The organism is Aromatoleum sp., from assembly GCF_035254505.1.
In the GTDB taxonomy this organism is placed as follows: domain Bacteria; phylum Pseudomonadota; class Gammaproteobacteria; order Burkholderiales; family Rhodocyclaceae; genus Aromatoleum.
In genome coordinates, this window is the sequence record NZ_DATFAO010000007.1 from 1 (window position 1) to 12,575 (window position 12,575).

The 12,575-nt window shown below is 64.0% G+C and carries 11 protein-coding genes; 4 read left to right on the forward strand and 7 right to left on the reverse strand.

What is annotated here, in order from left to right; genetic code table 11:
* The 4 genes from VJ673_RS00625 to VJ673_RS00640 form a co-directional block, all read right to left on the reverse strand.
* Window positions 1-1,097: AMP-binding protein (locus VJ673_RS00625; RefSeq protein ID WP_324124066.1), on the reverse strand; the 1,097-nt coding region annotated here is incomplete at its 3' end.
* 275 nt (window positions 1,098-1,372) lie between these two features.
* A complete protein-coding gene (locus VJ673_RS00630; protein ID WP_324124067.1) occupies window positions 1,373-3,379 on the reverse strand; it encodes an acetyl/propionyl/methylcrotonyl-CoA carboxylase subunit alpha in 2,007 nt (668 codons plus the stop codon).
* Between the two features lie 15 nt (window positions 3,380-3,394).
* Window positions 3,395-5,002, reverse strand: a complete 1,608-nt coding sequence (locus VJ673_RS00635; protein ID WP_324124068.1) for a carboxyl transferase domain-containing protein — start codon at window positions 5,000-5,002, stop codon at window positions 3,395-3,397.
* Window positions 5,002-6,174: an isovaleryl-CoA dehydrogenase gene (locus VJ673_RS00640; protein WP_324124069.1), complete on the reverse strand. Its 1,173-nt coding sequence runs from the start codon at window positions 6,172-6,174 to the stop codon at window positions 5,002-5,004. Before VJ673_RS00640 ends, VJ673_RS00635 begins: the two co-directional genes overlap by 1 nt.
* A gap of 128 nt (window positions 6,175-6,302) precedes the next feature.
* Here VJ673_RS00640 and VJ673_RS00645 point away from each other — a divergent pair, with 128 nt between their 5' ends.
* Both VJ673_RS00645 and VJ673_RS00650 read left to right on the forward strand, forming a co-directional pair.
* Window positions 6,303-7,367 carry an AraC family transcriptional regulator gene (locus VJ673_RS00645; protein ID WP_324124071.1) on the forward strand — a complete coding sequence of 355 codons (1,065 nt, stop codon included), beginning with the start codon at window positions 6,303-6,305 and terminating at the stop codon, window positions 7,365-7,367.
* A gap of 262 nt (window positions 7,368-7,629) precedes the next feature.
* Window positions 7,630-8,103 carry a DUF4124 domain-containing protein gene (locus VJ673_RS00650; RefSeq protein ID WP_324124072.1) on the forward strand — a complete coding sequence of 158 codons (474 nt, stop codon included), beginning with the start codon at window positions 7,630-7,632 and terminating at the stop codon, window positions 8,101-8,103.
* Window positions 8,104-8,165: 62 nt separating this feature from the next.
* On the opposite strand, the gene VJ673_RS00655 is transcribed toward VJ673_RS00650, so the two are convergent.
* Both VJ673_RS00655 and VJ673_RS00660 read right to left on the reverse strand, forming a co-directional pair.
* A complete protein-coding gene (locus tag VJ673_RS00655) occupies window positions 8,166-9,458 on the reverse strand; it encodes a DUF3422 family protein (RefSeq protein ID WP_324124073.1) in 1,293 nt (430 codons plus the stop codon).
* Between the two features lie 70 nt (window positions 9,459-9,528).
* Window positions 9,529-9,723 carry a hypothetical protein gene (locus VJ673_RS00660; RefSeq protein ID WP_324124074.1) on the reverse strand — a complete coding sequence of 65 codons (195 nt, stop codon included), beginning with the start codon at window positions 9,721-9,723 and terminating at the stop codon, window positions 9,529-9,531.
* Window positions 9,724-9,921: 198 nt separating this feature from the next.
* Here VJ673_RS00660 and gcvA point away from each other — a divergent pair, with 198 nt between their 5' ends.
* Window positions 9,922-10,851, forward strand: coding sequence for a transcriptional regulator GcvA (gene gcvA, locus VJ673_RS00665; RefSeq protein ID WP_324124075.1), 930 nt, complete (start codon window positions 9,922-9,924; stop codon window positions 10,849-10,851).
* A 26-nt stretch (window positions 10,852-10,877) separates the two neighbouring features.
* Here gcvA and ocd read toward each other — a convergent pair whose 3' ends face one another.
* Window positions 10,878-11,954, reverse strand: a complete 1,077-nt coding sequence (ocd, locus tag VJ673_RS00670) for an ornithine cyclodeaminase (protein ID WP_324124076.1) — start codon at window positions 11,952-11,954, stop codon at window positions 10,878-10,880.
* Window positions 11,955-12,091: 137 nt separating this feature from the next.
* Between ocd and VJ673_RS00675 the strand changes: the two genes are divergently transcribed.
* Window positions 12,092-12,523, forward strand: a complete 432-nt coding sequence (locus VJ673_RS00675; protein WP_324124077.1) for an Lrp/AsnC family transcriptional regulator — start codon at window positions 12,092-12,094, stop codon at window positions 12,521-12,523.
* The last annotated feature ends 52 nt before the right edge of the window (window positions 12,524-12,575 follow it).

Below are 12,575 nucleotides of genomic sequence, written 5' to 3' on the forward strand. Positions count from 1 at the left end.
TCGTCGGTGCCGCTCTGGAAGCTCACCGGCGAGGTCTCGGTCATGCCGTAGGCGATGGTGACTTCGCGCATGTGCATCTTGTCGATGACGCGCTTCATGACTTCGATCGGGCACGGGCTGCCGGCCATGATGCCGGTGCGCAGTGCCGACAGGTCGAATTCATTGAACTTCGGGTGGTCGAGCATCGCGATGAACATCGTCGGCACGCCGTAGCTTGCCGTGCAACGTTCCTCGGCGAGGGTTTCGAGCGTCGCGAGCGGCTCGAAGGATTCGGCCGGGTAGATCATCGTCGCGCCGTGCGTCAGGCAGCCGAGGTTGCCCATCACCATGCCGAAGCAGTGGTAGAGCGGCACGGGGATGCACAGCCGGTCGCCTTCGACGAGACGGATCGCTTCGCCGACGAAGAAGCCGTTGTTGAGGATGTTGTGGTGCGACAGGGTCGCGCCTTTCGGCTGGCCGGTCGTGCCCGAGGTGAACTGGATGTTGATCGGGTCGTCGAATTGCAGCTCGTCGCCGAGGGCTTCGAGGGCGTCGAGTTCGTCGCGCGACGGTGGGGTCAGCAGATCGTCGAAGTTCAGCATCCCGTGGGTCTTGTCCGCGCCCATGCGGACGACGATTTCGAGCGTCGGCAGCTTCGCGGCCTTCAGCTTGCCGGCTTCGGCCTGCGCGAGCTCCGGCGCGAGGTCGCCGATCATTTCGAGGTAGTCGCTGGACTTGAAGGCGGGCGACAGGACCAGCGCGCGGCAGCCGACCTTGTTCAGCGCGTATTCGAGCTCGGCGCGGCGATAGGCGGGGTTGATGTTGACGAGCACGAGGCCGGCCTTCGCGGTCGCGAACTGGGTCAGCGTCCATTCGCTGTTGTTCTGCGACCAGATGCCGATGCGCTCTCCGCGCTTGAGGCCGAGGCGCATGAGGCTGCATGCGAGCGCGTCCACGCGCTGTTTCAGCGCGGCATAGGTCAGCCGGACGTCTTGGTGGCGCACGACCAGCGCCTCGCGGGCGGCGTGACGGGTGCAAGCCTCGTCAAAAAAGCGGCCAATCGTCTGGCCGATCAGGCGCTTTTCGGAAGCGCCGTGGACGTAGCTCAACTGGGTCATGGTGTCTCTCTCCACTTTGTTCGATTCGGTGTGTTCTTTTACGTTTCTCTGCGGATGGCACAAGGGTTGGGCGGAAGGCCGAGGGCTCTGCCAGTCGATCGATGCGGTGCATTACTCGACCGCTACGTGGCGGATACGCTTCAGTTTTCCGCCCGACGGCCACCACACCGATCTCGTACAACAGTCCTTGCAGCGGGACTTCATCCCACCTAACCTCGCTAGCCCTCGCGGTGGCGGAATGAATTCTCGCCACCGCGATTTCGGCTCGCTGTACGTCAGCCTTTCTCTGGCTCGAACTCGACGAGTTCCGCGCCGTCGCCGACCTGATCGCCGACCACGAAGCGGAAGGCCTTCAATGTGCCGGACGCCGGCGCGGTGATGGTGTGCTCCATCTTCATCGCTTCGAGGATCAAGAGCGGCGCGCCCTTTTCGACCTTCGTGCCGGCTTCGACGAGCAGTGCGATGACCTTGCCCGGCATCGGCGCGAGCAGGCCGCCTTCGGCGCCGCCGCCCTCGCCCGCGTGGTGCAGCGGATCGACGTTGGAAAGCTGCCAAGTGCGGCCATGCAGGAAGATGTGACGCTTCTCGCCGGCGACGATCACGGTGGCGTCCATGCGCATGCCGTCGAACTCGACGCGCATGTGACCACGCTCGTCCAGGCGGCCGCGCGCTTCGGCACTCCGGCCATCCACAGAAAGCGTGTAACGGTTACGTCCGCGGTAGGCGACCGTAACCGCCTTCTGCGTCTCGCCGAAGCGGAAGAGCAGCTCGCGGCTTGCGGTGGCGTTAAGCCGCCAACCGTCGCGAGCATGCCAGGGCGATCCGGGATCGTTCCCACGTTCGGCTTCCTCCTCGGCCCAGGCCGTTTCGCGCCGCAGTTCGCCGAGCGCTGCGACGAAATACACGTCTGCGGGCGGCTGCTCGCCTTCCGGGAAGAGATAGGCCTTCTCGCGCTCGATGAGGCCGGTATCCAGATCCGCATTCGCGAAGGCCGGGCAGTTCGTCAGGCGGGACAGGAACTCGATGTTGTTCGCGACGCCGACGACGCGGTAGTCGGCCAGCGCCTGCAGCATGCGCGCAAGCGCCTGGTCGCGGTTCTCGTCCCACACGATCAGCTTCGCGATCATCGGATCGTAGAAGGGGCTGATCTCGTCGCCCTCCTCCACGCCGGTGTCCACGCGCACGTGCATGTTCTCGGCCGGAGGCGCCAGGTGCAGGAGCTTGCCGGTCGACGGCAAGAAGCCCTTCGCGGGGTCCTCGGCGTAGATGCGCGCCTCGAGCGCGTGGCCGCGGATCTGGAGTTGTTCCTGCGCGAGCGGCAGCGGTTCGCCCGAGGCGACGCGGAGCTGCCATTCGACGAGGTCCAGCCCGGTGATCATCTCGGTGACCGGGTGCTCGACCTGCAGCCGAGTGTTCATCTCCATGAAATAGAAGGAGCCGTCCTGGTTCGCGATGAACTCGACGGTGCCGGCGCCGACGTAGCCGACGGCCTTCGCGGCTTCGACCGCGGCCTTGCCCATCGCCGCGCGGCGCTCGAGCGTCATGCCGGGCGCGGGCGCCTCTTCCAGCACCTTCTGGTGGCGGCGCTGCACCGAGCAGTCGCGCTCGAAGAGGTACACGCAGTTGCCGTGCGTGTCGCCGAAGACCTGGATCTCGATGTGGCGCGGACGGATGATGTACTTCTCGACCAGCACATGCTCGTCGCCGAAGGAGGATGCGGCTTCGCGCTTGCACGAGGCGAGCGAGGCGATGAAGTCCTCGGACTTCTCGACCAGACGCATGCCCTTGCCGCCACCACCGGCCGCGGCCTTGATCAGCACCGGGTAGCCGATCTTGTCGGCCTGCTCGTGCAGATAATTCGGCTCCTGGTTGTCACCGTGGTAGCCGGGCGTGAGTGGCACGCGGGCCGCTTCCATCAGCTTCTTCGCTTCGGACTTCGAGCCCATCGCGCGGATCGCCGACACCGGCGGTCCGATGAAGACGATGCCTTCGCGCTCGCAGGCGTCGCAGAAGTCCTCGTTCTCGGACAGGAAGCCGTAGCCGGGATGGATCGCCTGCGCGCCGGTCTGCTTCGCGGCGGCGATGATGCGCTCGATGACGAGGTAGCTTTCCTTGACGGCCGCCGGGCCGATCAGCACGGCTTCGTCGGCGAGGCGCACGTGGCGGGCGTTGGCGTCGGCTTCGGAGTAGACAGCGACGGTCTTGATGCCCATGCGGCGCGCGGTCTTGATGACGCGGCAGGCAATCTCGCCTCTGTTGGCGATCAGGATCTTTTCGAACATTGTTGTCTCCTCCCCTTACATCCGGAACACGCCGAACTTCGTCTGCGGGATCGGTGCGTTGAGCGTCGCGGACAGCGACAGACCCAGCACGCGGCGGCTCTGCGCCGGGTCAATCACGCCGTCGTCCCACAAGCGCGCGGTCGCGTAGTAGGGGTGGCCCTGCACTTCGTATTGTTCGCGGATCGGCGCCTTGAAGACTTCCTCGTCTTCCTTGCTCCAGCTGCCGCCCTTGGCTTCAATGCCGTCGCGGCGCACGGTCGAGAGCACGCTCGCAGCCTGCTCGCCGCCCATCACGGAGATGCGCGAGTTGGGCCACATCCAGAGGAAGCGGGGCGAGTAGGCGCGGCCGCACATGCCGTAGTTGCCGGCGCCGAAGCTGCCGCCGATGATCATCGTGAGCTTGGGCACCTGGGCGGTCGCGACCGCGGTGACCATCTTCGCGCCGTCCTTGGCGATGCCGCCGTTCTCGTACTTGCGGCCCACCATGAAGCCGGTGATGTTCTGCAGGAAGACGAGCGGAATGCCGCGCTGCGCGCACAGTTCAACGAAGTGCGCGCCCTTCTGGGCGGATTCGCCGAACAGGATGCCGTTGTTCGCGACGATGCCGACCGGGTAGCCATAGAGCTGCGCGAAGCCGGTGACCAGCGTCGTGCCGTAGCGCGACTTGAATTCGTCGAAGCGCGAGCCGTCGACGACGCGGGCGATGACTTCGCGCACGTCGTAGGGTTTCCTCGGATCGGCGGGGATGATGCCGTAGAGCTCTTCGGGGTCGTACAGCGGCTCATCGCCGGCGCCGACCTTGAGCGAGACGGGTTTCTGGCGGTTCAGGTTCGACATGATGCGACGCGCGATGTAGAGCGCGTGGGCGTCGTTCTCGGCGAGATGGTCGGCCACACCCGAGATGCGGGTATGCACGTCGCCGCCGCCGAGGTCTTCGGCGCTGACGACTTCACCGGTCGCGGCCTTCACCAGCGGGGGCCCGCCGAGGAAGATCGTGCCCTGGTTCTTGACGATTACCGCCTCGTCACTCATCGCCGGCACGTAGGCGCCGCCTGCGGTGCAGGAGCCCATCACCACCGCGATCTGCGGGATGCCCGCCGCGCTCATGTTGGCCTGGTTGAAGAAGATGCGGCCGAAGTGCTCGCGGTCGGGGAAGACTTCGTCCTGCGTCGGCAGGTTGGCGCCGCCCGAGTCGACGAGATAGACGCAGGGCAGATTGTTCATCTGCGCGATTTCCTGCGCGCGCAGGTGCTTCTTCACCGTCATCGGGAAGTAGCTGCCGCCCTTCACCGTCGCGTCGTTGGCGACGATCATGCATTCGATGCCCTTCACGCGGCCGATGCCGGTGATCACGCCCGCGGAGGGCGCATCGCCGTCGTACATGCCGTAAGCGGCCATCTGGCCCACTTCGAGGAAGGGCGTGCCGGGATCGAGCAGGTGGTTGACGCGGTCACGCGGCAGGAGTTTTCCACGTGCCGTGTGCTTCTGGCGCGCCGACTCGCCGCCCCCGAGCGAGACCTCCGCGGCCTTGTCGCGCAGGTCGCCGACGAGCTTGCGCATCGCCTCGGCGTTGCCCGCGAAATCCGGGCTGCGCGTGTTGATGGAAGACTTGATGACACTCATCACATCGTCTCCGCAAACAGCTCACGGCCGATCAGCATGCGACGGATCTCGCTCGTGCCGGCGCCGATCTCATAGAGCTTCGCGTCGCGCCACAGGCGGCCGGTCGCGTATTCGTTGGTGTAACCGACGCCGCCGAGGGTCTGGATCGACTCGCCCGCCATCCAGGTCGCCTTCTCTGCCGAGTACAGGATCGCGCCGGCCGCGTCCTTGCGCAGCGTGCGCGCGTGATCGGCACGGTCGCAGGCCTGGCCGACGGCATAAACATAGGCGCGGGTCGCGCTCCACACCGAGTACATGTCGGCGACCTTGCCCTGCATCAGCTGAAATTCGCCGATGGACTGGCCGAACTGCTTGCGCTCGTGCATATAGGGCACGACGACGTCCATGCACGCCGCCATGATGCCGAGCGGGCCGCCGCACAGCACGGTGCGCTCGTAGTCGAGACCGCTCATCAGCACCTTGACACCGTTGCCGACGCCGCCCAGCACGTTCTCTTCCGGCACTTCGACGTCGTCAAAGAACAGCGGGAAGGTGTTCGAGCCGCGCATGCCGAGCTTGTCGAGATGGGTGCCGTGGCTGAAGCCCTTCATGCCCTTCTCGACGATGAAGGCGGTGATGCCCTTCGGACCGGCGTTGATGTCGGTCTTGGCGTAGACAACCAGCGTGTCGGCGTCGCCGCCGTTGGTGATCCACATTTTCGAGCCGTTGAGCACGTAGCGGTCGCCCTTCTTGTCGGCGCGCAGCTTCATCGAGACGACGTCCGAACCGGCGTTCGGCTCGCTCATCGCCAGCGCGCCGACGTGGTCGCCCGAGATCAGCTTCGGCAGGTACTTGTCCTTCTGCGCGGCGTTGCCGTTGCGACGGATTTGGTTCACGCACAGGTTCGAGTGCGCGCCGTAGGAGAGGCCCACCGACGCCGACGCACGCGAGATCTCTTCCATCGCGATGATGTGCGCGAGGTAGCCCATGCCGGTGCCGCCGTATTCCTCCTCGACGGTCATCCCCAGTAGGCCCATGTCGCCGAACTTCTTCCACAGGTCGGCAGGGAATTCGTTGTCGCGGTCGACCGCCGCGGCGCGGGGTGCGATCTCTGCCTCGGCGAACTGGCGCACCGCGTCGCGCAGCGCGTCAATGGTTTCGCCGTGATTGAAGTTCAGGCTGGGAATATTCATGGTCGGTCTCCTCGTCCCTGGAAGTCTGATTGAATGTTTTCGTGACCCCCGAAGATTAGGCGCGGGATCGGTGCAGCGGGCGCCAAGGTGGTTGCAAATCCTGCCAAGCAATTTATGCTTTATAGACCATGCCCGCCTTCCTCACGCCTCCCCTCGATCCCATGCGCGGCCCGGCGGCAACGCCGATGGCCTTCATCCGCGCGATCGTCGTGGCCTACCGTCATTACGGGATCAATCCTGCCAACGCGTTGCGCGAGGCGCAGATTTCGGCCGAGGCCCTGCAGACGCCCGACGCACGCGTGACGGCAACGCAGATGGAGATCATGTCGGGCGTCGCGATGCAGGAACTCGACGACGAAGCGCTCGGGTGGTTTTCGCGGCGACTGCCCTGGGGCAGCTACGGCATGCTGTGCCGGGCATCGATCACTGCGCCCGATCTGGGCGTTGCGCTGAAGCGCTGGTGCCGCCACCATCGATTACTGACCGACGACATCGTGCTGCACCTCGACGTCGATGCGAAGCTCGCGAAAGTCCGCATCGAAGTGCGTCGCTACCTCGGGGAGATGCACGAGTTCTGCTTGGTGACGCTATTGCGCTACCTGCTCGGCTACGCGTGCTGGGCGATCGATTCCCGGATCTCGCTACTGTCGGCGCGCTTCCCGTTTCCCCCGCCACCGCATCGCAGCGTCTATCCCCTGCTCTTTCAGGGGCCAATCGCCTTCGATGCGCGGCAGGCGGAAATCAGCTTCGACGCGCAATATCTCCGCCTGCCGCTGCGGCGCGACGAGGCCGCGCTTCAGCAGATGCTGCGCCGCGCGCTGCCGCTGACCGTGCTGCAATACCGCCGCGACCGCCTGCTCGTACAGCGTGTGCGTCACCTCTTGCGCGAACGGCTCGACGAAGCGACGACGGCAGAAACGCTGGCCGAGCGCCTGCACCTGTCGCCGCGCACGCTGCACCGTCAGCTCGATGAGGAAGGGGCGTCCTTGCAGGAGTTGAAGGACGAAGCACGGCGCGAACGGGCGATCGAGTTGCTCAACCGCACGAACCGGCCGATCAAGCAGATCGCGCACGCGGTGGGATTCACCAACGAGAAGAGTTTTTCGCGGGCGTTCCGGCAATGGACGGGGGAGTCGCCGAGCGCATTCCGCGACAAGCTGGCTTCGGTCGGCGCCCCATCGACCGAAAATTGAAGCTGGGGCGGCGCGACGATGTCGTTCGCTTCGACCCGCTAACGTCACTGCCGACAACGGCGGACTCGCGTAATCGTGTTCGAACGATGTGAGTCTGCTCCAATCGATACCAGATACCCGCAAACCCCTTTTACATATTCATCTAAGCTATTCAAAATATATAATGATAGGCTTCCGAATGGTTACCGCCTAGCACACTGGCAGACACAGGAGCACGCGGTTTTTCGTCGAATCCTTGCGCCCTGTGTGAGGGAACGATCGGATGACAATACGGAAGCTTATCGTCGCAGCACCGCTGGTGATCGCAGCGACAATGGGAGCCACCGTTTACAAGTGGGTGGACGAGCGCGGCATTACCCATTACTCGGAAACCCCACACCCGCAAGGCAAGTCACAGGAAATCCAAACTCCGGCCACTCCCAGCCAGGATGCCGACCGCAACACGCCGACAGCAAAGAGCTGGCAGGAACAGGAACTCGATTTTCGAAAGCGCCATCTGGAACGCCAGGAAGCAGCGCGGAAAGCCGAAGAGACCGAAGCAGCCGCCAAGCGCGACGCGTTGGCACGGAAGCAGCGATGCATTGCCGCGAGACAGAATATCTACATACTGGAAAACGAGAGGAAGGTCTTCTCGATAAACGAAAAGGGCGAACGCGTATTCTTGCCGGATGATGCACGCGCCGGCGAGATAGCCCGGATGCGGAAGGAGATCGAGGTTTTTTGCGACGCCACGTGATCGATCACCGCGGGCGGGACGATCCACCCGCGGCATTTCACACGAAACAGACTCTTATCGATTTAGCTGCGCTGCTCGCTGAACCTGTGCAGCTTCCCGTGCAGACGCCGCGTGCCGTACCAAGTTGCTGCGCAGACCAAGGGCAGCGCGACCCCGATGACCTGGTCGACCGGCACATCGACGCCCCACCCCTTCAGCGCCTTCAGCCCATACGCGGCAAGTCCGATCCCGTAGTAAGAGATCGCCACCACTGACAAGCCCTCGACCGCCTGCTGCAACTTGAGCTGCAGCTTCGCGCTGCGACTCAGGCTTTCGAGAACGCTCTGGTTCTGCCGCTCCTGGGCGAGATTGACGCGCGTGCGCAGCATGTCGTTCGAGCGGCTGACCTTGTTCGCGAGCGCTTCCTGGCGGGCCGCGACGGAGACGCAAGTATCCATCGCCGGGGCGAGCCGGCGTTCCATGAACTCGCCGATCGTCGGTACACCTTCGATGCGTTGCTCGCGCAGTTCGCCGATCCGGGCCCGCACGATGTGGTAATAGGCCTGCGCCGCGCTGAAGCGGTAGCCGGTGTTGAGCGACATCGCGCGCATCTGCCCGTCGAGGCGGGAGATTTCGCGCAGGAGCTGTTCCGCGTCGCCGTCGATTTCGAGCGCGCTCATCTGCGCACCGAGGCCGCTCAAGTCCTCTTCGATGCGATCGAGGCGTGCCGTGCTCTGGCGGGCGAGCGGCAGCGCGAGGAGCGCCATCATCAGGTAGGTCTCGATCTCGCTGATCCGCTGCACGAGACGGCCCATCTGAGCTTCGCGCAAGCCCGTGTCGCGGACCAGGAAGCGCGAAAAGCCGTCCGGGCCGACCTGGAAATCGGTCCAGATTTCGCCGCCGGAAAGAACGCGGCTACCGACCAGCGGCGGCTTGGGGAATAGCGCCTGCAGTCGCGCGTCGGCGATGTCGAGGGGCTCACCGTGCTCGGCGTGGATGTGCGAGGCGACGATCACGGAGGAACCGAGCGATTCGAGCCAGTCCACCGGAACGTGGCGGATTGCCGGCTCGGTGAAGCTTTCGGCGCGGCCCGGTTCGACGAAGGTGAAGGTCGAGAACTCGCTGTGGCGCTCCCATTTGATGCGGAAGTGCCCGAAGTCGTGGACGAAATGCTGCGCGCCTGCCTTGGGGCCGGCGACGCCGAAGCGCGCGCACAGCGACCCGAGAAGATGCTCGTGGCGCTCGCAGCCCTCGTCGTCATGGACCGCGAGGTGAGAGATGCGAGCGGGCGCCCCGATCGCCATGAAGGGGCGCGAATGGATTTCGGCTGCGAGCGTAAGCCGCAGCGGATGGTTCAAGCTGCTGGGGAGGTTCATCGTCGCGGGAGCATGGCAGGGCGTCGTGCCTTGCAACGCTCGGCGCGACGGGCCGACGTGCTGCTTTTTCTCAGTTGTATCCGAGGACGACGACGGTCGTGACGTCGCGGCGTTCGACTTCGAGTTCCGAGGCGAGGTCCTCGTTTCGGAAATCGACACGGCGCTTGAGGATGCTCAGCACCTCACCCGATGCGGCACGCTCGTTCTGCGCGCTTGCGAATTGGCCACCGATGAATTGCTTGCTCGTCTGCTGCTGGTTAATCATTTGCTGTCTCCGAATGGATGAACTGAAAAGAAGAGAAACAAAATCGGCCGTTTCGGCTAAGAGATTTCGTCTCCCTGCGCGCCAATTCGCGTCCTTTATTGTTTTTTGATGCCGATTTGATAGGACGGATTTTCCGCAGGATGCCAATCATGCTCAAACGAAATAAACTACGAAGATCATGAGTCGGAGGAAGTATCCATGCGCAGGCGCATCCCGAGCATCGAAGCCCTCGTTGCCTTCGAGGCTGCGGCCCGCCACCTGAACTTCACGCGCGCCGCCGATGCCTTGTCGCTCACGCAAAGCGCCGTATGCAAGCAGATCGCGGCGCTCGAGGACTACCTGGGCGTCCCCCTCTTCAATCGGGTCAAGAAACGCATCTCGCTGACCGAAGCCGGAGCGGTCTACGCAAAGCGCGTCTCCGAAGATTTGGACCGCCTCGAACGCAGCACGATTTCGTTGATGTCTCATCGTGGGGAACGGAACGTACTGGAACTCGCGGTGATTCCGACTTTCGGCTCGCGTTGGTTGATTCCGCGCCTTGCGCATTTCCATGCCGCCAATCCGGGAATTACCGTCAACCTGACGACCCGCTCGGATCCATTTGTGTTTACCGAAACGTCTTTCGACGCGGCAATTCACTTCGGGTCGTCGGTATGGCCCGGTGCGATTTCGCATCCGCTGTTCGGCGAGGAACTTGTGCCGGTGGGCAGCCCGGAACTGCTCGCGACGCATCCATGCAAGGAACCGCGCGACCTGATCGGGCTCCCGCTGCTACATCAATCGAACCGGCATGCCGCATGGCAGCGCTGGTTCGAGGCGGTCGGCGTGAAAGACGTGGACGTGATGGGGGGGCCGCGCTTCGACCTGTTCTCGATGCTCGTCGAAGCGGCCTCCGCGGGGCTCGGCGTAGCGCTGGTACCGCGCTTCCTGGCGCTGAGCGAGCTCGAATCGGGCCAGCTGATCATTCCCTTCGACCGATCGTTGCGTTCGGAGATGGGCTATCACCTCGTCTATCCCGATTCGCCGAGCACGAACCCGGCGCTGGCGCACTTCACGGCCTGGCTGCTCGCCGAGGCGGCGGCGTATCGCGAAACCATGAATCCCGCCGACGCCGCGCGGGCGGCCTGAGGCGGGACCGCTCGATCAGCGACTGATTACGCGGCCTGCAGAACCGGCGCGGCACACTGCACAGGCGCGCTCAGCGGAAGGCAGCCGAAGAGGTTCTTCGGGTTCGCGAGCTCCGGGATCAGCGAGATCTCGTCCTCGACGCCCTCTTCGATCGCGAGATCACGCATGTAGCGCAGCGCAGAGAAATCCTCCAGCGCGAAGCCGACGGAATCGAAGATCGTCACTTCGCTCGCCGACTCCCGCCCGCCAACCTCGCCCGCGAGCACATTCCACAGCTCGACGACCGGGAAGTCCGCAGGCATCTGCTGCATGTCGCCCTCGATGCGCGACTGCGGCTCGAATTCGCAGAACACGCGGCCCTTGGTCAGCACTTCGGGATGCAGCTCGGTCTTGCCCGGGCAGTCGCCCCCGACACCGTTGATATGCATGCCGGGCTCGATCATGTCGGGTGTGAGGATCGTCGCGTTGGTCTTGTCGGCGGTCACGGTCGTGACGATGTCGCAGCCTTTCACCGCTTCACGGGTGCTCGCGAAACGATTGGCACTGAGTCCCATACGCTCGAGGTTGGCGATCAGCTTGTCGGTCGCGGCCGGATCGACGTCGAAGAGGTGGAATTCGGTGATGCCCAACAGGTGATGGAAGGCAAGCGCCTGGAATTCGCTTTGCGCGCCGTTGCCGATCAGCGCCATGCGCTTGCTGTCCGGACGGGCGAGCGCGCGAGCGGCGACGGCGGACATCGCGGCCGTGCGCAGCGCGGTGGTCAGGGTCAGCTCGCTCACAAGGGTCGGCACGCCGGTATCGACGTCGGCGAGCACTCCGAAAGCCATCACCGTGCTCAGGCCGAAGCGATGGTTCTTGGGGTGCCCGTTGACGTACTTGAAGGAATACAGCGAATGATCCGAGATCGGCATCAGTTCGATGACGCCGTCGTGGGAATGGTTGGCGACACGCGCCGTCTTCTCGAATTCGTTCCAGCGCAGGAAGTCCTGCGTGATGTACTCCGCCATGCCTTTCAGGCAGCCGGCGAGGCCCTTTTCGGCGACGATGGCGGCGGCACGTTCGGCGCTCAGGAATCGGGTCGCAACGCGGTTCGTGGCATTCATGATCTGGCTCCTCTCATTTGTTATGCAAATCTGTGAGGACATGATCGACGAATTGCGTGGCAGGCAAAATACCAAGTTGTGTGCTAATTTGATAGAAATCTGAACACATTGACAGCATAAATTAGCGATTTGTAAAAATGGACTCCCTGGACCAGCAACTGATCGGCCTGCTGCGCAGCGACGCACGGATGAGCGTCGCGGATCTCGCGCACAAATTGAAGGTGTCGCGCGGCACGGTGACGAACCGGATGAAGAAGCTCGAAGACGACGGGGTCGTCGTCGGCTACACGGTGCAGTTGCGCCCGGACTCGCAGCCGAACGAAATCCGGGCGTGGATGAGCATTGTCGTCGCCGGCAACGAGACACGCTCGGTGATCGCGAGCCTGCTCGGAGAGCCGGGCGTTGCGTCCCTGCATGACACGAACGGGCGTTGGGACCTGCTTGCGGAACTGCGCGCGGAGAACCTCACCGAGCTGTCGAACGTGCTCGAACGCATCCGCCTGATCCGCAGCATCCAGCAGACCGAGACGAGCATCCATCTGGCGAGCTACCGCGTCGATACCCACTGACGGCGGCCGGCCGAACGAGGGTTATTGTATATACATTTAAGCGCGCGCGGCA

Bases quoted from the DNA above. Each gene is read 5' to 3' on its own strand.
- VJ673_RS00630 (WP_324124067.1), bottom strand. From the start codon at position 3,379: ATGTTCGAAAAGATCCTGATCGCCAACAGAGGCGAGATTGCCTGCCGC.
- VJ673_RS00635 (WP_324124068.1), bottom strand. From the start codon at position 5,002: ATGAGTGTCATCAAGTCTTCCATCAACACGCGCAGCCCGGATTTCGCG.
- VJ673_RS00640 (WP_324124069.1), bottom strand. From the start codon at position 6,174: ATGAATATTCCCAGCCTGAACTTCAATCACGGCGAAACCATTGACGCG.
- VJ673_RS00645 (WP_324124071.1), top strand. From the start codon at position 6,303: ATGCCCGCCTTCCTCACGCCTCCCCTCGATCCCATGCGCGGCCCGGCG.
- VJ673_RS00650 (WP_324124072.1), top strand. From the start codon at position 7,630: ATGACAATACGGAAGCTTATCGTCGCAGCACCGCTGGTGATCGCAGCG.
- VJ673_RS00655 (WP_324124073.1), bottom strand. From the start codon at position 9,458: ATGAACCTCCCCAGCAGCTTGAACCATCCGCTGCGGCTTACGCTCGCA.
- VJ673_RS00660 (WP_324124074.1), bottom strand. From the start codon at position 9,723: ATGATTAACCAGCAGCAGACGAGCAAGCAATTCATCGGTGGCCAATTC.
- gcvA (WP_324124075.1), top strand. From the start codon at position 9,922: ATGCGCAGGCGCATCCCGAGCATCGAAGCCCTCGTTGCCTTCGAGGCT.
- ocd (WP_324124076.1), bottom strand. From the start codon at position 11,954: ATGAATGCCACGAACCGCGTTGCGACCCGATTCCTGAGCGCCGAACGT.
- VJ673_RS00675 (WP_324124077.1), top strand. From the start codon at position 12,092: ATGGACTCCCTGGACCAGCAACTGATCGGCCTGCTGCGCAGCGACGCA.